This window comes from Kitasatospora sp. A2-31 (assembly GCF_022288725.1).
Taxonomy (GTDB): Bacteria; Actinomycetota; Actinomycetes; order Streptomycetales; family Streptomycetaceae; genus Kitasatospora.
The window spans coordinates 597,941-620,371 of sequence record NZ_JAKNTA010000003.1 but is presented as its reverse complement, the minus strand read 5'-3'; the positions used below and the strand labels follow the sequence as shown (position 1 = coordinate 620,371).

At 76.4% G+C, this 22,431-nt stretch carries 13 protein-coding genes, 1 tRNA gene, 1 rRNA gene and 1 pseudogene (1 of these 16 running past the window's edge); 9 read left to right on the top strand and 7 right to left on the bottom strand.

The features are described 5' to 3' along the window. The 3 genes and pseudogenes from MCM47_RS11685 to MCM47_RS11675 all read right to left on the bottom strand — a co-directional run. Positions 1–410 (bottom strand): 16S ribosomal RNA (locus tag MCM47_RS11685) (it extends 1,107 nt beyond the left edge of the window). A gap of 654 nt (positions 411–1,064) precedes the next feature. Then, positions 1,065–2,375 (bottom strand): annotated as a pseudogene (locus MCM47_RS11680) (PP2C family protein-serine/threonine phosphatase); the annotation flags it as partial. A gap of 173 nt (positions 2,376–2,548) precedes the next feature. Next, positions 2,549–3,928, bottom strand: coding sequence for an FAD-dependent oxidoreductase (locus MCM47_RS11675; RefSeq protein ID WP_238861097.1), 1,380 nt, complete (start codon positions 3,926–3,928; stop codon positions 2,549–2,551). A gap of 615 nt (positions 3,929–4,543) precedes the next feature. Here MCM47_RS11675 and MCM47_RS11670 point away from each other — a divergent pair. Then, positions 4,544–5,500: a TetR/AcrR family transcriptional regulator gene (locus tag MCM47_RS11670; protein WP_238861095.1), complete on the top strand. Its 957-nt coding sequence runs from the start codon at positions 4,544–4,546 to the stop codon at positions 5,498–5,500. Positions 5,501–5,837: 337 nt separating this feature from the next. Further along, on the top strand, positions 5,838–8,159 hold the full coding sequence (locus MCM47_RS11665) for a sigma-70 family RNA polymerase sigma factor (protein WP_308222314.1): 2,322 nt from the start codon (positions 5,838–5,840) through the stop codon (positions 8,157–8,159). Between the two features lie 60 nt (positions 8,160–8,219). Here MCM47_RS11665 and MCM47_RS11660 read toward each other — a convergent pair whose 3' ends face one another. From MCM47_RS11660 to MCM47_RS11650, 3 genes are all read right to left on the bottom strand, one after another. Then, positions 8,220–8,984: a DsbA family protein gene (locus MCM47_RS11660; protein WP_305067966.1), complete on the bottom strand. Its 765-nt coding sequence runs from the start codon at positions 8,982–8,984 to the stop codon at positions 8,220–8,222. A gap of 67 nt (positions 8,985–9,051) precedes the next feature. Next, on the bottom strand, positions 9,052–9,588 hold the full coding sequence (locus tag MCM47_RS11655; RefSeq protein WP_238861090.1) for a universal stress protein: 537 nt from the start codon (positions 9,586–9,588) through the stop codon (positions 9,052–9,054). Positions 9,589–9,721: 133 nt separating this feature from the next. After that, positions 9,722–11,893: an asparagine synthase-related protein gene (locus tag MCM47_RS11650; RefSeq protein WP_238861088.1), complete on the bottom strand. Its 2,172-nt coding sequence runs from the start codon at positions 11,891–11,893 to the stop codon at positions 9,722–9,724. Between the two features lie 909 nt (positions 11,894–12,802). Here MCM47_RS11650 and MCM47_RS11645 point away from each other — a divergent pair. The 7 genes from MCM47_RS11645 (at position 12,803) to MCM47_RS11610 (ending at position 21,667) form a co-directional block, all read left to right on the top strand. Further along, positions 12,803–14,227 carry an MFS transporter gene (locus MCM47_RS11645; protein WP_238861085.1) on the top strand — a complete coding sequence of 475 codons (1,425 nt, stop codon included), beginning with the start codon at positions 12,803–12,805 and terminating at the stop codon, positions 14,225–14,227. A gap of 687 nt (positions 14,228–14,914) precedes the next feature. Then, positions 14,915–16,150 carry an L-2-hydroxyglutarate oxidase gene (lhgO, locus tag MCM47_RS11635; RefSeq protein WP_238861083.1) on the top strand — a complete coding sequence of 412 codons (1,236 nt, stop codon included), beginning with the start codon at positions 14,915–14,917 and terminating at the stop codon, positions 16,148–16,150. Positions 16,151–16,335: 185 nt separating this feature from the next. Beyond that, a complete protein-coding gene (gene trmB, locus MCM47_RS11630) occupies positions 16,336–17,166 on the top strand; it encodes a tRNA (guanosine(46)-N7)-methyltransferase TrmB (protein ID WP_238861080.1) in 831 nt (276 codons plus the stop codon). Positions 17,167–17,293: 127 nt separating this feature from the next. Next, positions 17,294–18,709, top strand: a complete 1,416-nt coding sequence (locus tag MCM47_RS43220; RefSeq protein ID WP_238861078.1) for a PrsW family intramembrane metalloprotease — start codon at positions 17,294–17,296, stop codon at positions 18,707–18,709. Between the two features lie 119 nt (positions 18,710–18,828). Continuing rightward, positions 18,829–18,902 (top strand) — tRNA-Met (locus tag MCM47_RS11620). Positions 18,903–19,095: 193 nt separating this feature from the next. Then, on the top strand, positions 19,096–19,875 hold the full coding sequence (locus tag MCM47_RS11615; protein ID WP_238861076.1) for a hypothetical protein: 780 nt from the start codon (positions 19,096–19,098) through the stop codon (positions 19,873–19,875). Between the two features lie 499 nt (positions 19,876–20,374). Continuing rightward, positions 20,375–21,667: a hypothetical protein gene (locus tag MCM47_RS11610; protein WP_238861074.1), complete on the top strand. Its 1,293-nt coding sequence runs from the start codon at positions 20,375–20,377 to the stop codon at positions 21,665–21,667. On the opposite strand, the gene MCM47_RS11605 is transcribed toward MCM47_RS11610, so the two are convergent. Continuing rightward, positions 21,658–22,425 (bottom strand): class I SAM-dependent methyltransferase, encoded by a 768-nt coding sequence (locus tag MCM47_RS11605; RefSeq protein WP_238861072.1) that lies wholly within the window; start codon positions 22,423–22,425, stop codon positions 21,658–21,660. The two genes, MCM47_RS11610 and MCM47_RS11605, sit on opposite strands and share 10 nt — an antisense overlap. Positions 22,426–22,431 lie beyond the last annotated feature (6 nt).

Genomic DNA, 22,431 nt, shown 5'->3' with positions numbered 1-22,431 from the left:
GCCGTCATCCCTCACGCGGCGTCGCTGCATCAGGCTTTCGCCCATTGTGCAATATTCCCCACTGCTGCCTCCCGTAGGAGTCTGGGCCGTGTCTCAGTCCCAGTGTGGCCGGTCGCCCTCTCAGGCCGGCTACCCGTCGTCGCCTTGGTAGGCCATTACCCCACCAACAAGCTGATAGGCCGCGGGCTCATCCTGCACCGCCGGAGCTTTCCACCAACCCCCATGCGGAGGAAGGTCATATCCGGTATTAGACCCCGTTTCCAGGGCTTGTCCCAGAGTGCAGGGCAGATTGCCCACGTGTTACTCACCCGTTCGCCACTGATCCACCCCGAAGGGCTTCACCGTTCGACTTGCATGTGTTAAGCACGCCGCCAGCGTTCGTCCTGAGCCAGGATCAAACTCTCCGTGAATGCTTGCCCGACTGTGCTCGATTAAGAGCTGCGAGCGGCACACTCGCGTTGAGCGGCACGGCAACCACCGGAATAGGGCGGCCCCGCGCACTGCGTCCTCGCTGTGTTATTTCAAAAGGAATCTCCAACCCCAGAGAATCTGAGGCCGGGGATGTCAACATATCTGGCGTTGACTTTTGGCACGCTGTTGAGTTCTCAAGGAACGGACGCTTCCTTCAGGCGGCTTTCACACCGGCCCTCCGGGCGCTTCGTTCTTTCGTGTTTCCAGCTTATCAGATGTTTTCCGCTCCGTTTCCGGGGCTTCGTTCATCCAACTTGCCGGTGTCTTCTGGTGCTTGACGCCCCGTCCGACGTTTCAAACTCTAGCCGATCCCCGCCCCGAAAGGCGAATCCGGCCGCAATCCCGATAAACGCACACACCGAATAGACCCCGGTCCGAACAGGAGCGCGACAAAGCGCAACCAGCCCGAAAGGGAAGGAGTGGTGTTTCTGGGGATTGGCCGCCCCGGGACCGTCCGCGCCGATGCGTGTCCGGTGCTCCCTGCCAGGCAACTCGAAGAACACTAGACCCCTGGGGAAGGCGAGTCAACCCCCCGCCCCGGTTCCGGAGCCCGGCTCCGGAACCGGGCTCACCGCATCGACCGGAGACTCCGCCGCCGGGTCGCCCTCCTCCGCCGGCAGCTGGAACGCGAGCACGGCGACGTCGTCGTCGTGCTCCGCCGTGACACCCATCGCCCGCAGCAGCCGGGCACAGACGACGTCGGGGGCGCCGACCGCTCCGGTGAGGGTGCGGGCGAGCAGATCGAGGCCCTGGTCGATGTCCTCGTCCCGGCGCTCCACCAGGCCGTCCGTATAGAGGACACCGGTCGTTCCGGGGAGCAGGCGCAGCGTGTGCGAGACGTGAACGCCGTCACCGGTGCCCAGCGGCGGACCGTTCTGCTCCTCGCTGCGCAGGATGGTGCCGTCCGGGCAGCGCAGCAGCATCGGCAGGTGGCCGGCCGAGGCGTACGTGAGGGTGCGGCGCTTCGGGTCCCAGACGGCGTAGCTGCAGGTGGCGATCTGGTTGGCGTCGATCTCCATGGCGAGGCCGTCGAGCAGGCGCATCACCTCGTGCGGCGGGAGGTCGAGGCGGGCGTAGGCGCGGACGGCGGTGCGGAGCTGGCCCATGACCGCGGCGGCGCGCAGTCCGCGGCCCATGACGTCGCCGATGACCAGGGCGGTCCGGCCGCCGTCGATGGCGATGACGTCGTACCAGTCGCCGCCGACGGCGGCCTCGGCGCCGCCGGGCTGGTAGGTGGCGGCGACCCGGAGATCGGCGGGCTGGTCGAGCTTCTGCGGGAGCAGGCTGCGCTGGAGGGTGACGGCGGCCTCGCGCTGGCGGCGTTCCGCCTCCCGGAGGCGGGTGGCGGCGAGGACCTGGTCGGTGACCTCGGCGGCGAAGATGAGGACGCCGGCCGGCGGCGTGTCCCTGTGGTCGCTGCTGTCGTCCGGCTCGGCGCGGTGGTCGTGGCGGCTGAGCGGGACGCAGGAGACGTTGTAGTAGCGGTTGCCGGTCAGACCGAGGATGCAGCGGGCTTTGACGCTGCGCGGGCGGCCGCCGCGGATGACCTGGTCCATCAGCGGCAGCACGCCCATGGTGCCGAGCTCGGGCAGGGCGTCGCAGGCGGGCAGGCCGGCCTGGCGTTCTCCGAAGAGTTCGCGGTAGGCGCGGTTGGCGTAGCCGAGCTGGTGGAGCGGGCCGTACGTGACGGCGACCGGGGCGGGGATGCGGTTGAGCACCTCGCGCAGGTCCTGCGGACGCTGCGGGTCGAGCAGCTCGCTCGGGCCTGCCGGGGTGGCGGGGTCGCGGGGGCCGGGGACCACGACATCGCCGGAGGGCGTGCCCTGGTCGGTGCCGCTCCCGCCGGTCGGGAGGGCACGCCGAGGGACTCCGGTGAGTCGGGCGCTCCAGCGCATGAGGTTCAAACGACGGCCGCTTCCTCGGTTTCCAGGCATATCATCACTTTTTGTGTGCGCACTGACACAAGGGGTAATGACTCGGTTGGGGCTGATCCTGTCAGGCGGAGGCCCGATTCCGGAAGTCGCGCGCACACGGCGCGGCCGCCGGGTGGGGCACGGTGGGGCGCCCGGGGGCGCCGTCAGGTCGGACGGTCGTCCGCGGTCCCCCGGCCGGAGCCCGTCTCCGGCCCCGTGCCGCGCCCGTTCCCCGGCCCGTTCCCGAACCCCGCCTCGAACTCCGCCCTCGGGTGCTCCAGCGTTCCGAGCGAGACCACCTCGCGGGAGAACACCCCGCCGAGCAGCCAGTCCATCAGCACCCGCACCTTCCGGTCGCCGCTCGGCAGCCGGTTCAGGTGCCGGGCCCGGTGCAGCCACCAGGCGCGCCGGCCGGTGAGCCGCCCGCCGCGCCGGGTGTGGGCGACCGCGCGGTGCAGGCCGAGCGAGGTGGAGCAGGCGGCGCGGTCCGGCCGGTACTCGGCGATGCCGGCTGCCCGGGGACCGCCGTCCAGGGACACGAGCAGGTTGTCGGCGAGCAGCTCGGCCTGGGCGAAGGCGTGCTGCGCGTTGGGCGCGCAGGGGGCGCCCCCCGCGCGCGGGTCGGGCACGGCGGCGCCGTCCCCCGCGGCCCAGACCCCGGGCAGCGCCCGGCCGTCCGGGCCGACGGCCTGAAGGGTGGGCAGGCAGCGGATCCGGCCGAGGGTGTCCAGCGGCAGGTCGGTGTCGCGCAGGAGCGGGGACGGCCGCACCCCGGCCGTCCAGACCAGGGTGCGGGCGGCGAACCGGCTGCCGTCGGAGAGCGCCACCACCCGACCGGCGGCCGACTCCAGGGTGGTGCGCAGCCGGACGTCGACGCTGCGTTCGCGCAGCTGGGCCAGGGTGTGCGCGGCCAGCTCGGGGGACTCCTCGGCGAGGATCCGGTCGGTCGCCTCGACCAGCACCCAGCGCAGGTCGTCCTGGCCGACGTTGTGGTAGCCGCGGACCGCGTGGCGGGCCATGTCCTCCAGTTCGGCGAGCGCGCCGACGCCCGCGTAGCCGGCGCCGACGAAGACGAAGGTCAGCGCGGCCTGGCGGAGGGCCGGGTCACGGGTGGCGGAGGCGAGGTCGAGCTGTTCCAGGACGTGGTTGCGCAGGCCCACCGCCTCGGCGACGGTGGAGAACCCGAGGCCGTGCTCGGCGAGTCCGGGGACGGGGTCCGTCCGGGAGACCGAGCCGGGGGCGACCACCAGCACGTCGTAGTCGAGCTCGACGGGGGCCGGCGGTTCGCCGCGCCCGGCGGCGTCGGCCCAGGCCCGGCGGGTGGCGTGCTCGATCCGGGTGATCCTGGCGGTGAGGACCCGGCAGTGCGGGAGGGCCCGGCGCAGCGGGACGACCACGTGCCGGGGGTCGATCGAGCCGGCCGCGACCTCGGCGAGCAGCGGGTGGTACGTCAGGTGCGAGCGCGGCTCGACGACGGTGATCTCCGCGTCTCCGCTGCGGATCCGCTCCCTCAGCCCGCGCTGGAGGTGCAGCGCGGCGGACATCCCTGCGCAGCCGCCCCCGACGATCAGGATCCTGATGACGCACCTCCTGCCGATGTTGGCCGTCCGCCGGCCATCGGCCGCCGGCGCACCGCCGTCGTCTAGCCCTCAATGAAGGACCGCCGGGGGCCCTCTTGTCCACAGTCCGTGCCGGGGCGGACGGGGCCGGAGTGGACGGGCGGGACCGGATGTGCTCACGGGGACGGTTTCTGACGCACTTTCGGCCTCGAACCGAGGTGAACTATGGTCGGATTGTGTTTCGGCGCGGCCACCGCCATGTCAATCGGCGGCGACGCACCGTGGGGCGGCCATTACGGCCAGTTCCAGCGTTGGCGGGAGAGCCCGACTGCGGGACGGTGTTCCGGGGAAGGGTAGTCCCGGACGAGGCCCGGTCGGACGGTCCTCGTGCGTATGCGGTCAGCCGGGTCCCGTCGGACCCGGTCGGCCGGGCACGGACGGCCGGGCGTCTCCCGGGCAGGGCGAGCCGGCGGGCACGGCGCCACCGGCGCGAGTGATGGGTCATCGGGTCATTTCCGACAGGCGGAGCTGCACCGGGGGGTGCAGGGGCGGGCGACGACAGGGCCCGGGAACGGGTGCCTGCGGGGGAGAGTTGGGATGATGGAACAGGATCGACTGTTGGGGCGGGCGGACGCTCCGCGCGCCGTCCAGGGTGTGGTGCCGGAGCAGCGCGGCCCGGCGGAGCCGTCGGCACAGGCCGGGGTCGCGTACGCCGGAGTCCCGTACCGGGCCGAGCCGGCACAGCTCGGCGGTGCGGCGGTGCCTGGTTCCCGGTTGCGGGTGGACGCCCGGCGGAACCTGGAGAGCGTGCTCCGGGCGGCTCGCGAGGTGTTCGGCGAGTTCGGGTACGGCGCGCCGATGGAGGAGGTCGCGCGCCGGGCCGGGGTCGGGGTCGGCACGGTGTACCGGCGCTTCCCGAGCAAGGAGGTGCTGGTCCAGCGGATCGCCGCCGAGGAGGTGGCCTGGCTGACGGCACAGGCGCGCGAGTCGCTGTACGGCGGCGACGGCGCCTGGGAGGCGCTGGCCGGGTATCTGGCGCGGGCGGTGTCGACCGGCGCCGGGCGGCTGCTGCCGCCGGAGGCGTTCCGGTACGCGGAGGAGCTGGGCCGGGTGCCCGAGCAGCGGTCGGGCGACCCGGCCGGTGCGGGCGGCGTCCCGGGCTCCGTCCCGGGCGGTGCGCCGGGCGGTCTCTCCGGCGCTGGTGCGGGTCGGGTCGAGCCACGCAGCGGTGGGCCGCAGGACGGCGACCCGGCAGCGGACGCGGACCCGCGGCTGCTGCTGCAACTGCTGGCGGCGCTGGTCGCCCGCGCGGGTGCGGCCGGCGAGCTGCGGGCCGGGGTGACGGTGTCGGACGTGGTCCTGGTGCTGACGGCCTCGGTGCCGGTGCACGCCGGACGGGCCGCACCCGAACCGGCCGCGGCGGGCGCGGCGGGTGCGGCGGTCGCGGCGGGCGGCCGACTCGGTTCGGCGGGCGTGCGACAGACGGACGGTCAACCCGCCGAGGGACCAGCCGACCGGCTGCTGCGGATCCTCCTGGACGGGCTGCGGGCGCGCTGAGGTCCGGCGCGATGCGCCCCCTCCGCCCGCTGGCGGCAGACGAGTTGGGCGTCTCGCCGGCGTGCGCCGTCCGGTCGTGCGCTCGGCGCGGGGCTGCGCGCCGCCGGGGCGCCGGCCTGGCCGAACACATCCGCGACGGCCCCTCGGAAGAGTGGGTGACGGCGGTCCGGCTACCGCCCCACTCTGCGCTATGCCATCCTTTGCCCGTGGTTGGAGCCAATGTCCCGTTGCGTGCCGTTCGCGCGCAGTCGGCGCCGCACCGCCGGGAACCGTGCGCTCACGCACTCCCGCGCGCCCTGCCACACTTCGGGGGCTGTCGTGGAATCTGGGGTCCGTTGTGAGCGCCGAGGAACAGAACGACTACGGCTACGGCCTCGACTTCGGCCGGTCCGGCCAGAGCGGTCCGGACGGCGGACCGCAGGGTCCGAGCGCGGGTCCACCCGGCCACGCGCCGGGGCACGCGCCCGGCGGACTGCCCGACCCGTCCACGCCCCCGGGGCCCACCGCGCAGGTGCCGGACCAGGCCGGGATGCCCAGCCGCGAGACCCTCTCGGCCTCCGCCGCCGCGCTCCCGCACGGCCGTGTTCCCGGCCAGGCGCCGGCCGGCCGGGGTGGCGTCACCCCTGAGGCCTTCGTCGGCGCGCGCCGGCCCGCCCGGCCCACCGTGCCCGCGCCCGCCGATCCGGTGGACGGCGAGCGCCCGCCCTCCGACGCCGAGTTGACGGCCCTGGTCCGGGCCGGCGACGACACCGCGTACGAGGAGATCTACCGCCGGCACGCGGACTCGGTGCGCCGCTACGCGCGGACCTGCTGCCGGGACAGCTTCACCGCCGAGGACCTCGCGGGCGAGGTCTTCGCCCGCACCCTCCAGGCGCTGAAGGCCGGCAAGGGGCCGGAGTTCGCCGTCCGCGCCTACCTGCTGACCGCCGTGCGCAACGTCGCCGCGGCCTGGACCCGCAGCGAGCGGCGCGAACAACTCATCGACGACTTCAGCTCGTTCGCGCAGACCTCGGCCGCCACCGTCGACCTCGACCTGGCCGACCCGGGCGCGGACGCCTGGGCGATGGCGCTGGCCGACCAGCGCATGGTGATGCAGGCCTACGCCGAACTCCCGGAGGACGACCGGGTGGTGCTCTGGCACACCGAGGTCGAGCGGGAGTCCCCCAAGACCGTCGCGGTGATGCTCGGCAAGACCGCCAACGCCACCGCCGTGCAGGCGCACCGGGCGCGCGACCGGCTGGCCGCCGGCTTCCTCCAGGCGCACGTCTCGGGCATCCAGGACCGGGACTGCGAGGGGTACGCCAACCGCCTCGGCGCGTACGCGCGCGGCTCGCTGCGCAAGCGGGCGTCGGCGGAGGTCGGGCGCCACCTGAAGGAGTGCGACCGGTGCACGGCCGCCTGCCTGGAGCTGTCCGAGATCAACCACGGGCTTCGGGCTCTGCTGCCCGGCGGCGTGCTGGTCTGGGTCGGCGTGGGCGGCTTCGGCGCCGCCGCGGCCGCCGTGGGCGGGGCCGCGGCGGTCGGCGGTGCGGCGGCCGGTACGGCGGCGGCCACCTCGGGCGGCGCGGCCGCCGGAGCGGCGGGGACGACCGCCGGCACGGCGGCGGGTTCGGCGGCCGGAGCGGCCGGCGGTGCGGCGGGTTCCGCGGGTGGCGGCGGTGTCGGCGCCGGGGCGCTGGCCGGCGAGGGCCTCGGCGTGGCGGCCAAGGCCGGGATCGCCGCCGCCGTCGCGATGGCCGCGGCGGCCGTCGCCGCCTACGCGCTCACCGGCTCGCCCGACCCGACGCCCGTGGCGGCCGCTCCCCCGGCCTCCTCCCCTGCCGTCCCGGCTCCGCCGCCGGCACCCGTCCCGGCCCCGGTGCCCCCGAGCCCCGCGCCGCGCAGCCCCGAGCCCGAGCCCGTGGAGGAGCCCCCGCCGAGCCCGTCCCCCTCGCCGAAGCCGCCGGCACCGCCGGCAGCGGCAGCACCGGCACCGGCACCGGCACCGGCCAGCCCACGCGCCGAGCCGCCGGGGCCCGCGCCGAGCAGCACGCGGCCGGCCCCGCCGTCCCCGACGCCGACTCCCACCCCGCCGCCGAAGCCGACGCCGCCCCCGGTGCCGGTCCCGGTGGTGCCGACGCCGACCGTGCCCGTGGTGCCCACCCCGGAGCCGCCCGTCGTGCCGACGCCGACGCCGCCCCCGGTGCCGACGCCGACCGTGCCCGCGCCGACCGACTTCTGGGCCGACGACCTGCCGGTGATCAAGCCCGGCCGGAACCGGGTGCCGCCGCCGGGCCCGAGCATCCGGCAGAAGGACAGCGACTGGTTCTGGCAGCGCGACAGCGTCCGGATCGGCGGCACCCGGTACGCCCACGGGGTCACCGTGCACGCGCCGGCCGCCACCGTGGTCGACCTCAACCGCAGCTGCACGTCGTTCGACGCGGTCGCCGGGGTGGACGACGTCACCGCCTGGCCCGGCGGCGTGGTCTTCTCCGTGCAGGCCGCCGACGGCCGCACGCTCTGGAGGTCGCCCGCCCTGGCCACGGGGGACGACGCGGTGCCGGTGCACGTCCCGCTGGACGGGCAGAAGTCGGTGCGGCTGGTGGTCACCCCGGCGCACGGGGTCTGGCCGGCGCTGAACGTCGCGGACTGGGCCGAGGCCCGCTTCAGGTGCGTCTGAAGCGGGCCTCGGTCGGGCCGCCCGGCGGCCTCGGAGCAGCCCCGGGACGGGGTGGCGGTCTCAGATCGCGCAGGAGCCGTCCGCGCAGGCCTCGCCGGCCGGGGCGACCTCCAGCGGCGCGGGGCGGCGCTCGCCGATCTCGGCGGCGACCTGCTCCAGCACCTTGCGGAAGGTCTCGACCTCCTGTCCGCCCTGCACGGCCCACTTGCCCTCGAAGACGAAGGTCGGCACGGCGGTGATGCCCAGCTCCCGGGCCTCGGCCAGCTGCGCCTGCACCTCGGCGGTGCCCTCGTCGCCCGCGAGGTAGGCCGCCACCCGGTCGCGGTCCAGGCCGGCGGAGACCGCGACGTCGGTGAGCGCGGCGCGGTCGCCGACGTCCACGCCGTCGGTGAAGTGGGCCTTGAGCAGCGCCTCCTTCACCCGGCCCTGGGCGGCCGCGCCGTACTCGGTCTCGGCGAGGTGGAGCAGCCGGTGGCCCAGGAAGGTGTTGGCGTGCAGCGCGGCGTCGAAGTCGTAGGTGATGCCCTCGGCGCGGCCCAGCTCGGCCACCCGGGCGTCCATCGCGACGGACTGCGGGCCGTAGCGCTCGGCCAGCCAGGCGCGGTGCGGGCTCGCCGTGGCCGGCGCGTCCGGCACCAGCTGGTACGGCCGGTAGACCACCTCGACGCCCTCCCTGCCCGCGAAGCCGTCCAGCGCCTCCTCGAAGCGGCGCTTGCCGATGTAGCACCAGGGACAGGCGATGTCCGAGTAGATCTCGACCTTCATGGCGGGGGTTTCTCCAGGGGTGGGGCGGACGGTGTTCCGGATGGGTGAACGGTCAACCATCTCGGGACATTCCCGGCAGGCTCCCCCCGAGGCGTCCGGGCCCCGCCCCGGCTCGGGGGCCGGCGCCTCAGGGCGCCGGCGGCTCGAGCGCAGGCGGCGCGGGGACGACCAGCACCGGGCAGGCCGCGTGGTGGACCGCCGCCGAGCTGACCGAGCCCAGCAGCAGGCGGTTGAAGCCGCCGTTGCCCCGGGTGCCGACCACCAGCGTGTGCTGCCGGCCCGAGGCGGCCAGCAGCACCTCGATCACGTTGCCGAGCACCACGTGCAGCGAGAGCGCACCCTCGTACGGGACGCTCCGGGCCCGCTGCACCGCGGCCACCGCCCGGCGCAGGCCGTCGGCCATGCTCTCGACCAGCGTCTCGACGCTCTCCTGGACCAGCTCCGCCATCCCCGGCGGGTAGCCGGCCGGGGCCGGGTTGACCACCGCGAGCACGTACAGCGGCAGGCCGAACCGCTCGGCCTCGGTCATCGCCCGGTCCAGCGCCCAGAGCGAGCCGTCCGAGCCGTCGCAGCCGGCCAGCACGCCCGGCGGGCGCCCCGTCGGCGGCCGGCCGAGCACCGACAGGACGACGGGGACGGACGGATCCGGGCTGGCGCTGGTCACCAAGGCCTCCAGGCGGGCGGAGCGGACGGGCTGGCGCCATGATTGCCCGTCGGAACCGCCGGGGCGGCCGAGCCGCGCCGGGGCGCCGCGGCGCGCCGGGCCGCACCCGGGCCGGCGCGCGTGGCCCGCAGCCTCAGCCGAAGCGGGCGGGGGCCAGCGCGGCGCGCCGGGCCGGTGGCAGGCCGGTCCAGCAGGCGCCGTGGCGGCGGGCGCGGACGCGGCGCAGCCAGAGCTCGGTGGCAGCCAGCTCGGCGAGCCCGGCCAGGGTGCCGGGCGGCAGCGGGGCCGTCGGGTCCGCGGAACGGGCGAGGCCGGCCCGGACGGCGGGCAGGTCGATCAGGCCCGCCTCGGCGAGCAGCGGGGCGTCGAACAGCTCGGCGAGGCCGTCGGCGGCGAGCCGCAGGCCGGCCCGGGCGGGCGCGGTGCGGTCGGGACGCGGGCCGCGGCCCCAGTCGGGCGGGAGGTCGGTGCGGCCGGCGCCGGTGAGCACCGCGCGCAGCAGGGCGTGCCGGGCACCGGGCTGGAGCCGGACGTCGTCGGGGAACAGCCGCGCCGCGCGGACCACCTGGTTGTCCAGGAACGGCGCGTGCAGCCGCTGTCCCGGCTGTTCGGCGGCGTGCACCAGCGTGCGGAAGCCGCGCGCGTGCCGGTAGAGGGCGTACCGGGCCCGGCGGGCGCCCGGCAGCTCGACGGGCGCCGGTTCGCGCGCCGCCAGCCGCAGCCTCAGCGCGACCGCGGAGAGCGCCTCGTCGGAGAGCCAGCGGGCGGCCGGTCCGGGGACGCACCAGGCCAGGTCGTCCGCCGAGCGGGCGCCCGCCGTGCCGGCGCCGTCCGGGCCGTGGCGCAGGGTCAGCCGCACCGCGGCGTCGTCGAGCGCGTCGGCGTAGCGGATCCGGGAGAGCCGGTGGGCGGCGCGGACGACGGTGAGGGGGGTGCGCAGCGCGCCCGCGAGAACGCCGGCCGTCGCCCGGTCGGCGCCGGCCAGGGCGGCGACCGGTGGCAGCAGTTCGCGCGGGCGGCCGGCCCGGACGAGGTCGGCCAGCCGGGCGGGGTGCCCGTCGAGGACCTGGCGGGCGCCGTAGCCGGTGAGGTGGTCGGTGCCGCCGGCGCCGAAGCGGGCCTCGGCGCGGGCCGCGGCGACCAGTTCGGGGCCGGGCTCGTCGGTGAGCGGGCCGTCCTGCGGGTCGGCGCGCAGGTCCGCGTACGGGAGGGTGGCCGGGTCGGGGGCGAGCACGGTGTGCCGCAGCCGGGGGACGTCGGGGGCGAGCGTCGCGGGGGCGTCGGTCTCGCCGAGGGTGACGGCGGCCAGCTGCTCCGGTCCGGCCCGGCCCGGGGCGGCGGCCCGGGCCCAGGAGCCCTTGACCGCACCGGTCCTGGTCGCACCCGGGCCGGAGGCGGGGTCCGCGTCAGCCGCGGCCCGGCCGCGGACGGCCGGCACCGGCCCGGGCCCCGGGGCGAGCGGCACGGCGGCGGCCAGCAGCGCCACGGTGGCGGAGGCCGTGCCGTACGAGAGGTCGACGCCGAGCCGGGCCCGCTCGCCGGCGGCGCGGCCCGGGGCGGGGGTGCGGACCCGGGAGCGGACCGACTCCAGCAGCGCGCGGGTGAGTTCGCGGACGGCCGGGGCCTCGCCGCGGCGCTGCTGCGCGTCGCCGGTGTCGTCGTAGGCGGCGAGGTAGGGGCGGCCGCCGCGGATCGCCAGCGCGTGGCCGGGCGGCACCTGCTGCACGCCGAGGTAGGGGGTGCCGGTGCCGAGGGCCTCGGGCGACTCCGGGCAGGCCAGCCGGGCGGCCAGGTGGCCGGTGTCGATCGGCGCGCCGATCAGGTCGGCGAGCGGGAGTGCGGCGGTGGCGTACGCGGTGCCGCCGGCCCAGGGGGTGTGGAAGACGGGGCGGGCGCCGGCCAGGTCGGTGAGCAGCACGGTGGAGCGGGTGCCGGTGCGCAGCACCACGGTGTAGCTGCCGGGCCAGGCGGTGAGGTGGCGGACGGCGCCGCCGCGCGCGGCGGCGAGGCCCGCTGCCAGTTCGGCGTCGGAGGCGCCGCAGTGGCCGAGGACGGCGAGCCGGACGGTGGCGGGGGTGTCCTCGACCGGGTCGGGCCCGGTCGGTCCGGTGGTGACGGCGGCGGGGGCGCCGGGGCGCAGGGCGGCCAGGCGGATCTCCTCGGGGCGCCAGTCCCCCACGGCCCAGAGCGGGTTCGGTCCGGCCCAGAGGGCGCGCGCGGCGATCGGTGCCACGGAGCCGGGCGTCTCCTGGGCCGGTGCGCCCGCCCGGGGCGCGCCCGTGCTCCAGCCCGTCAGCCACCGCATCGCGCCTCCACCGGACGAGGACCTGCCGCCGCGCGGCGCGTCCGCCCGCCGGGCAGCCCCGGCCGGCCCATGGCGCACCGCGGCGGCCGCCCACGCGATCCGGCGCACCGTCAGGAGACATCGTGCCACCGGTCGGCCGTCCCGGGACCGGAGTTGTCGTTTCCGCCCGGCGGCGGCCCAGCGTCCGCGGCCGGCGTCCGGAAGGTCCGGCGGAGGTCTGCGGCGGTCCCGACACGGCCCGCCGCGGGCCCCGGCGCGGGCCCGGTAGGCCCGGTGCACCCACCGGCAGGCCCCGGCACGGTCCCCGGAGCACCCACCGGCAGGCCCCGGCACGGTCCCCGGAGTACCCACCGGCGGGCCGCGGCACACTGACCGGCCGGCACCGCGGATCCGCCCCCGCCGGGGCGGGCCGGGCCTCCCCCTCCTCGGCCCGGACCGCCCCGCACCGCCGCCTTGGCATGGCCATCGCGAGATGGCCGAAAGGCGCCGTCCGGCCCGGGAGGGCATCCGCATGCCCTCCCGGACTCCGCCGCCGTCCGCGGGGATTGAGACGGCGGCATCCCCCGGCCCGCCGGGTCCTCGACGGCGGGCCGACCCACGACCACCAGCGAATCGCCGACCGGCCGGTCGGGCCAGGGGGCATGCCCGGGCGCACATCGACACGGGACCGGAGCACGACGCTCCGGCGCGCGGCCGCCCGCCCCGCCCCCGGCCGGTTCCGAGCGGTCCGGACCAACCCGCCGGGCCGCCCCGCGGGCCGCCGGGGGCCCGGCGCCGGGTGCGCGATCCCGCCATCCGGAATGCGGCCTCTTAACCCTCGGAACGCGTCCGACTACTCTAGGTACAGCAGCTACGGCCCGGTGCCGCCCGGGCCCCGCGCACAAGGCCGCAGGAGGTGCCGCCGCCACCATGACCGTCAGCCCACGTGGACCGAACGAACGGCTCGGCACGCTCCTGACCCTCGCGCAGATCAGCAACGCCGGCCTGGCCCGCCGGGTCAACGACCTCGGCGCCCAACGCGGGCTGACGCTGCGCTACGACAAGACCTCGGTGGCCCGCTGGGTCAGCAAGGGCATGGTCCCGCAGGGGCCGGTCCCGCACTTGATCGCCACCGCCATCGGCGGCAAGCTCGGCCGGCCGGTGCCGCTGGAGGAGATCGGCCTCGGCGACACCGACCCGGCGCCCGAACTCGGCCTGGCCTTCCCGCGGGAGGTCTCCGAGGCGGTCCGCTCCGCCACCGACCTCTGGCGGGTCGACCTCGACCTGCGCCGCGGCTCCGGCGGCGGCCGCTGGAGCGACAGCCTGGCCGGGACGTTCTCGGTGGCGGCGTACGCGACCCCGGTCTCCCGCTGGCTGATCACCCCGGCGGACGGCTCGGTGGCCCGCGAGGTCCGGACGCCGGCCGACGCCGGCTCCTACCGGGTCGGCCACTCGGACGCCGCGAAGCTCCGCGAGGCCGCCCAGGAGGCCCGCCGCTGGGACTCCAAGTACGGCGGCGGGGACTGGCGTTCGTCGATGGTGCCGGAGTGCCTGCGGGTGGAGGCGGCGCCGCTGCTGCTGGCCTCCTACAGCGACGCGGTGGGGCGGGCGCTCTTCGGCGCCACCGCCGAACTCACCCGGCTGGCCGGGTGGATGGCCTTCGACACCGGCCAGCACGAGGCCGCCCAGCGCTACTACATCCAGGCGCTGCGCCTGGCCCGCGCCGCCGCCGACGTGCCGCTCGGCGGCTACGTCCTGGCCTCGATGAGCCTGCAGGCGGGCTACCGGGGCTTCGCCGAGGAGGCCGTCGACCTCGCCCAGGCCGCACTGGAGCGCAACCGGGGGCTGGCCACCGCCCGCACCATGAGCTTCTTCCACCTGGTCGAGGCACGGGCCCAGGCCAAGGCCCGCAATGCCGCGGCGTGTGCGACGGCGCTCGGCGCGGCGGAGAGCGCACTCGAGCGGGCACGCGCCGGGGATCCCGATCCGGCGTGGATCGACTTCTACGCCTACGACCGGCTCGCCGCCGACGCCGCCGAGTGCTTCCGCGACCTCGGAGTGCCCTCCAAGGTCCGGCAGTTCACCCGTGAGGCGTTGGCCCGGCCGACCGAGGGCTTCGTCCGCTCGCACGGACTGCGGCTGGTCGTCTCCGCGATGGCCGAGGCGGAGGCCGGCAACCTGGACGCGGCCGTCGCCGCCGGCGAGCGCGCCGTCGAGGTGGCCGGGCGGATCTCCTCCCAGCGCAGCCGCGAGTACGTGGTCGAGATGCTCCGCCGGCTCGAACCGTTCCAGGGCGAGCGCAGGGTCCGGGAGTTGACCGAACGGGCCCGCGCGGTGATCGTCGCCCCGGCGTAGCGGGGCCGGCCCGGCACGGCTGCGGGCCGCCGGTGGAGGGTGGTGCGCAGGCGGGGGGCTCGGTGGAGGGCGCTCGGCGTAGGGGCGCCGACGGGGGGGGCCGCCGCGGAGGGGCGGCCGCGGAGGGGCGGACGGATATCCGGGTGCACGGCCGGGAGGGGCGGGGCTATGCTCTCCCCCGTCCAGGTGCCCGGGCGGAGGTCGCTTCCACCGTTCATGGGCGGGTCGCGGTTCCGAGTCCCGCCGCCGGCCTTCGGGCCGTTGCAGCTCGGCCGGTGGAACAGCTCGTCACCTCAGCCGATCCGGACCTCTGGACACCCATGCGCGCAGAGGATTCCGCACCTCCCGGTGCGACGGCGGCGGTTACTTCGTGGAGTGCCCCCAGCGGGGCGCGGTGAACCGGACAACAACACCGCCGCCACCTTGATCTCGGGAGGCGGAGCGCCCGGGTGCCCGGTGCGCGGGCGGGGGCTGCTCCGGATTCGACGCCCGTAGGGCCGAGCCGAGTCCGGACTCGCCCGTGACCACGGCCCGCACCGAGCGGCGGGCACCCAGGGGGTTTCCGGGACGGGCCCGGAGGCCCCCTCGACCGGTACCGCGCGCCGTGGCAGCATCGGCGGGTCGGGCCCCTCCCGCCCGGCGGCGGGCGCGGAGGGAGGACCCGGGCGGACGCATGGGGAGCGAGCGGTGACGTACGACTACGACGTCGTGGTGGTGGGCGGGGGCATCGTCGGGCTCTCCACGGCGTACGCGCTGACCAGGGAACGGCCCGGACTGCGACTGGCGGTGCTGGAGAAGGAGGCCGGCCTCGCCGCGCACCAGACCGGGCGCAACAGCGGGGTCATCCACAGTGGCGTCTACTACCGGCCGGGCTCGCTCAAGGCCCGGTACGCCGTCTCGGGCGCCGCCGAGATGGTGGAGTTCTGCCGCACCCACGACGTCCCGTACGAGGTGACCGGCAAGCTGATCGTGGCCACCGACCCGGCCGAGCTGCCGCGGCTGCACGCGCTCGCCGAGCGCGGCCGGGAGAACGGCATCCCGGTCACCGAGCTGGACCGGGCGGGCATCGCCGAGCACGAGCCGGAGGTCACCGGCATCGCCGGGCTCCACATCGGCACCACGGGCATCTGCGACTTCCCGGCCGTAGCCGGCACCTACGCCCGGCTGGCCCGGGAGGCCGGCGCCGAGCTGCGCACCGGCACCGAGCTGCGGGCCGTGGCCCGGCGGGCCGACGGGGTGACCCTCCAGACCTCCGCGGGCGAGCTGCGCTGCCAGGTGCTGGTGAACTGCGCCGGCCTGCACAGCGACCGGATCGCCCGGCTGGCCGGCGACGACCCCGGCGTGCGGATCGTGCCCTTCCGGGGCGAGTACTACGAACTGACCGAGAAGCGCCGGGGGCTGGTCCGCGGCCTGGTCTACCCGGTGCCCGACCCGGCCTTCCCCTTCCTCGGCGTGCACCTGACCCGGGGCATCCACGGCGACGTGCACGTCGGCCCCAACGCGGTGCCCGCGCTGGCCCGCGAGGGCTACGACTGGCGCACCGTCCGCCCGCGCGACCTGGCCGACACGATCGCCTTCCCCGGCACCTGGCAGATCGCCCGCCGGCACTGGCGGTACGAGATCGGCGAGTTGCACCGCTCGCTCTCCAAGCGGGCGTTCACCGCCGCCGTCCGGCGGCTGCTGCCCGCCGTGACCGCGGCGGACCTCGTCCCGGCCGCCGCCGGGGTGCGGGCCCAGGCGGTGGCCCGGGACGGCACGCTGCTGGACGACTTCGCCTTCGCCGGCTTCGACCCGGACGACCCGCGCTCCACCCGGCGCCTGGTGCACGTGCTGAACGCGCCCTCCCCGGCGGCCACCGCCTCGCTGCCGATCGGCCGCGAGGTGGCCCGCCGGGCGCTCGCCGCCCGGGAGGCCGGAGGCTGAGCGCAGACGCGTGGCCGGGCCCCCGCGACCAGGTCCTGTCCCCGGATCACGCCGCTCGCGCAGGAAGTCGGCCCGTTCGACTTCCCGCGCGGGCGCCGCGCGTTCCGCGCCCCCGCGTCGCGTGCGTCACAGGGCCCCGCCGGGCCTGCGGTACGCGCCGGGCGGCCCCGTAGACTCGGTTGATTGTGACTGCCACCGCCCCGATCCCCCAGCAATCGCCCTCCGCCCGGCTCTCCGCGGCGCCCGCCGCGTACCCCGCGCCGATGTACCCGCACAAGGCCACCGAGGCCCAGCACAGCGAGCGGCGCATCCGCAGCTTCCAGCCGCGCCGGGGCCGGATGACCAACGCCCAGGCGGGCGCGCTGGACCGGGGCTGGGAGAAGTACGGCATCGCGATCGACGGCACCCCGCTCGACCTGCGCGAGCTCTTCGACGGCCGGCCGGTCACCCTGGAGATCGGCTTCGGCATGGGCGAGACCACCGCCGCGATGGCCGCCGCCGACCCGGCGATGGGCATCCTGGCCGCCGACGTCCACACCCCCGGCCACGGCAACCTGCTCGGCATGCTGGAGCGCGACGGCTCGGAGAACGTCCGGCTGGCCGCAGGCGACGCCGTGATCCTGCTCCGCGACATGCTGCCCGACGCCTCGCTGGCCGGCCTGCGGGTCTACTTCGCCGACCCGTGGCCCAAGCCCAAGCACCACAAGCGCCGCCTGGTCCAGTCGAGCTTCCTGGACCTGGTGCTGCCGCGGCTCGCCCCGGGCGCCCTGGTGCACTGCGCCACGGACTGGGAGCCGTACGCGGAGCAGATGCTGGAGGTGCTCTCCGCCTCGCCCGAGCTGGAGAACCTGCACCCGGAGGGCGACGGCACCGGCTGGCTGGAGCCCGCCGACCACCCGGACGGCAGCATCCCCGGCTACGCGCCGCGGCCGGACTGGCGGCCGGTCACCAAGTTCGAACGGGCCGGGCTCGCCAAGGGCCACGTGGTCCACGACCTGCTGTTCCGCCGCCGCTGAGCCGCCGCCGGGTGTTCGACCCGGCGGCCCCGCACCGGCTCCCCGGGCCCCCGTCCGGCCGACCCGCCCGGGCGGATCCGTCCCGAGTCCTCCCGGCGGGCCGGTGCCTTGGCCTACCCTGTGCCGGGTGAGCAGCCCGTCCGGCGGCGGGAACCGGGCCACGGCCCACGCCGCCGACGACCGAGCGGTGCCCACGCGCCCCGCCGGCACCCGGACCATCCCGGGGCCCCGGGGGCGCCGGGCGCACCGGCTCGTGCCCTGGCCGCCCGCCCTCGCGCCGCAGCCCCCATCGCAGCCCCCGCCGCCGGCCGTTCCGCAAGGGAGCGGCCCGCCCGACACCCCGTCGGGCGCCGCCCCGCCCGCCGCTGCCCCGACCGCCCCGCGAGCCGCTGCCCCGGGCCCGCCGGCCGGCCCCGCCCCCCGTCGGCGGCGCGCCGGCCGCTCGCTCGCCATCTCCTCCGCCACCGCGGGCGCCGTCCTGGCCCTGGCCGGCTGCGGCGTGCTGATCCTGCACCTGGTGCACCGCCAGACCGGCACCACCGGACTGCTGGTCGGCCTCGGCCTGGCGACCGTCCCGCTGCCCTTCGTGCTCGGCGGCCTGGCCTGGCTCAACCAGACCGCCCGGGTGCCGCTGCGGCACACCGTGTTCTGCCTCGGCTGGGGCGCCTTCGCGGCGACCACCGTCGCGATCCTCGCCAACGGCTGGACCGCCGACTACCTGACCGCCCACCAGGGCAGCCTGGGCGAGGCGCTCGGCGCGGACCTGGTCACCCCGGTGATCGAGGAGAGCGCCAAGGGGGCGGCGCTGCTCCTGCTGCTGGTCCCGATCGGCCGGCAGCTCCCCTGCCGCGGCCACCGCACCACCGACCGCCCCTGCGCGAGCGTGCTGCGCCCGCTGCCCGGCGCCGGCCGGCCCCGCCCGTACGCCCGCCGGACCGCCGTACCGAACGCCCGCGGCCGGCTGCGGCCCTACCTGCGGCCGCTGCCCTACCTGCGCCCGTACCCGCTGACCCACGACCGTCCGCGGGCCCGGGCCCGCCCCCGCACCCTGGCCGCCGGGGTGGTCCTCGGCGGGGTCACCGCCTGCGGCTTCGCCTTCACCGAGAACGCGCTCTACCTGGGCCGGGCCTTCAGCGACGACGAGCAGCAGCGGCTGGACAGCATCGGGCTCGGCGCGACCCCGAGCCTGCGCGACTTCGACAGCACGGTGCAGACCTTCGTCCTGCGCGCCCTGCTCTCCCCCTTCGCCCACCCGTTGTTCACCGCGCTGACCGGGCTGGGTCTGGCCGTCACCCTCACCACCGGCCGGCGCTGGCTGGCCCGGCTGGCCGCGCCGACCGGGCTGGTGCTGTCCATGGCCCTGCACGGCACCTGGAACGCCGCGGCCGACCTCGGCACCCACGGCTTCCTGCTGGTCTACGCGGTGCTGATGGTGCCCTGCTTCGCCGCGCTGGTCGGGTTCGCGGCCTGGGCGCGGGCCCGGACCGTCCGCCACTCCGCGCGCCGGCCCCGCGCCGCCCCCGCCGGGACCGCGGCCGCCTGAGACCGCCCGGGGCCCGGGGCCCGGGGCCCGGGAACCGCACGGCCGGGACCGGCTGCACCGGCCTGCCGAGGAACCGATTTCCCATCCGCGCGACTTCCCCGTATTGTTGTGTTCACCGACGCGGGGTGGAGCAGCTCGGTAGCTCGCTGGGCTCATAACCCAGAGGTCGCAGGTTCAAATCCTGTCCCCGCTACTCAGTAGCCGAAAGGCCCGGAGGATCCGTCCTCCGGGCCTTTCGCCGTTCCCGGGGGCGGCAACGGCACGATTGCATCAGGAACTGGTAACGGGGCCCGGCCGCAAGATCCGGGAAAGGGACCGTCGAGCATACTGAGGGCCCACCATCACTCGTTCGGACGCGCCCCCTCGCGTCGAGTAAGGAAATCCCGATGCTCTCCAAGCGCCTTGTCAGTACCGCCGCGATCTGCCTGCTGCTGGCAGCGGGCACGGCCGCGTGCGGCGACTCCAAGGACAGCAAGGCGGCGGCCCCGGCCGCGGCCGCGGTGCCGAAGCTGGACACCGACAAGCTGAGCGCCGACGAGATCCAGAAGCAGGCGAAGGACGCCCTGGCCACCGCTTCCTCGGTGAAGATCAGCGGCGAGATGAACGACGCCGACGGCAAGATGACCATGGACCTGGCACTTGACACCAAGGGCCAGTGCACCGGCACCATGAGCATGCCCGGCACCGGCAAGTTCGAGATCATCAGCGACGGCAAGCAGTCCTTCCTGAAGCCGGACAAGGACATGTGGACCGCCGTCGGCGGCCCGAACGGCGCCAAGGCCGCCGAGCTCTTCAAGGGCCGCTACCTCACCGGCTTCGAGAGCGACGACGACTTCAAGAGCCTCTCCTCGGTCTGCAACCTCACCGTGCTGAGCAAGCAGCTCGTCGAGGACGACGGCGACAAGAGCACCTACACCAAGGGCTCGGCCGGCACCGTCAACGGCGCGAAGACCTTCAGCCTCAAGGCGAAGGACGCCAAGGGCGAGGAGTCGACCATCCACGTCCTGGTCGAGGGCAAGCCCTACCCGGTGCGGATCGAGAAGTCCGGCGGCAAGGAGAGCGGCCAGGTCAACTTCGGCGACTTCGACAAGCCGCTGACCGTCCAGGCCCCGCCGGCCGACAGCGTGATCGACTTCAAGAAGTTCAAGGAGCTTCAGGGCGCCTGATCCGGGCCCCGCGCAGCGGCCGCGAATAATCCGTTGCCCTCCCCGGGGTGGGCTGCCTATGGTGGCGGCACACTGAAAGGAGGTGATCCTGAATTGAGTTCCATCAGGATGCGTGAGGTGGCTGCTCGCTAGAGCCGCCCCTGCCTGCGCAGGGTGAGGCCCCAGGCCTCCGGCAGGCGAAATTCCAAGCAGTCACCCGGCCCGTGGGCTCACCGGTACATCCCCGGTGCCTCGGCGCCCGTCCCCTCGCAGGGCCGGCGCGGAGGAGCAGCCCACGGGCCGTCTGCATGTCCGGAACACCCGCGCCGGCCGGCCACCCGGCGGTTTCCGGCGCCCGGCCGTTTCCGGCGCCCCGTACCGGGCATCCCGAGCTCCGGCGGGCTCGCCCGCCGTCGGGCGGCAGCGGCGCGCAGACCGCCGTCGGCGAGGGCCTAGAGTCGGCGCGGATCGGCACGGATCGGCGCGGATCCGGAGCAGGACGGGTACGAGGGGGGACGCGATGGCGGTCAAGGTCCGGCGAGCGGGGAGCACGGCCGCGGCGGTGCAGGCGGTGCAGCGGGTGGCGGCCGGGGTGCTGCTCGGGGTCGGTGTGCTGGGGCTGCTGTTGTTCTCGCTCGGCCGGGAGCGCGCCTGGCAGGCACTGGGCGGCGGCCTGGTGGTGGCCGGGGCGTCGATGGTGCTCGGCGGGGCGCTGGGCTTCCTGTTCGGCGTGCCCCGGGTGCGCGCCGGCGGCGGTCCGGGCGGGGAGGCGCACGGCTCCTACGCGCCGAACACCAACCTGGAGCAGGTCTCGGACTGGCTGACCAAGGTGCTGCTGGGCGTCGGACTGACCCAGCTCGGCTCGCTCGGCGAGCGGATGCACCAGCTCGGGTCCGCGCTGGCGCCCGCGCTGGGCGGGGAGGAGGGCGCGGTCCCGTTCGCGGCGGCGCTGGTGCTCTACTTCCTGGTCCTCGGTTTCCTGGCCGGCTGGCTGGTGACCCGGCTGGCGCTGCCCCGGGTGCTCTCCGACGCGGACGAGGCGCTGGACCTCTTCCTGGCGGGCCAGGACCGCGACCGCCGCGGCGACAAGGTGGGCGCGGACGACCTCCGGGTGCGGGCGATGCAGCAGCTGGGCCTGCTGGGCGGCCCCGCGGACCGGTCCGAGGAGCCGGCCCGCCGGCCGGCGGGCGCGGCGACCGGGCCGGCGACCGTGATGGCCGAGGTCCGCTCGGCGGCGCGGCGCTCGGCGCTCACCGCGGACCAGGTGCGCGAGCTGTTCGCAGGAGGCGACGAGGACCGCCGGCTCCAGGCGCTGGCCCTGATGCAGGGCGATCCGGCGCTGGCCGACCTGCCCTGCCTGCTGGACGCGATCGAGCACCCCCGCTCCGGCTTCGAGCAGTACAACGCGCTGCTGGCGGCCCGCGGGCTGCTCAACCGGCTGCCGGAGGCCGGGGCTCAGCGGCTGCGCGACGCGCTGGCCGGGCAGCTGGTGGCGGCGGACGGCATCCCGTACGGCTCGGACCGGAGCTGGCTGGCGGAGAAGATCCTCTCCCGGCTGGAGGCGCCAGCCGGGCTGCCGCAGCGGATCAGCCTCCCGCAGCAGCCCGGCCCGTCCGCCGGGGCGCCGGCGCGGTCGGGGTCGTCGGAGCCTGGGTCGTCGGAGCCGGAGTCGTCGGAGCCGGGGTCCTCGCAGCCGGGGTCGTCGCAGCCCGAACCGGCGCAGCCGGGGTCGTCGCAGCCCGAACCGGCGCAGCCGGAGTCGAGGCAGCCCGAACCGGCGCAGCCGGAGTCGAGGCAGCCGGTTCAGCCGTAGGGCAGGAGGCCCCGGCGCGAGCCGCCGCTCCGGCGCCGGTGGTCGGCGGCCCGCAGGACGAGGACGCGCCGGGAGCGGCCGTCCCCCGCCCGGGCGAAGACCTCGACCGCGCTGGCGATCCGGCGCTCGCCGAGGGCGTGCCGTAACCCGTCCAGGTGCGGGCAGCGCCGCCCCGAGCCGTCGTGCAGCGGGTGGACCCGGACCTCGCCGTCGGGCCGGGTGACCCGGACCAGTTCGGCCAGGGCCCCCACCTGCCGGTCGAGGTCGAACAGCTCGGGGTAGGCGAAGACCAGGTACCCGCTGAGCGTCAGTGCGAAGGTCCCGTCGGCGAACGGGAGCCGGGGCAGCGCGGCGGCCACGTACTGCTCGGGGTGGCGCTCGGTGTCGGCGGTGAAGAGCCGCCGCGCCCGGTCCCAGCTGCGCAGGTAGCGGTCGTACGGGCGGTGCCGCGGCAGCGGGTAGAGCGCCGGGCGGGCCGCCATCGCGGCGGCCATCGAGGCGCGGGCGGCCAGCGCGCGGGCCGCCACCTCGGGGACCGGCAGGGCGTAGGCCGGATCGGTGGCGATCACGTGGCAGCCCAGGGCGCGCGCCTCGGCGGCCAGGCCGGCCGCCCCGGCGGGGCAGTCGAGCACCGGCCCGGGCACCGCGGCGAGCGCGGCGCGGGTCAGGCCGAAGAGCGCGCAGTACTCGTCCAGCGGGCGGGAGGTCACGAGGACGCCGTCGAGGTCCGGGGCGGCGGGGGCTGCAGGGGCGGCCATGAAGGG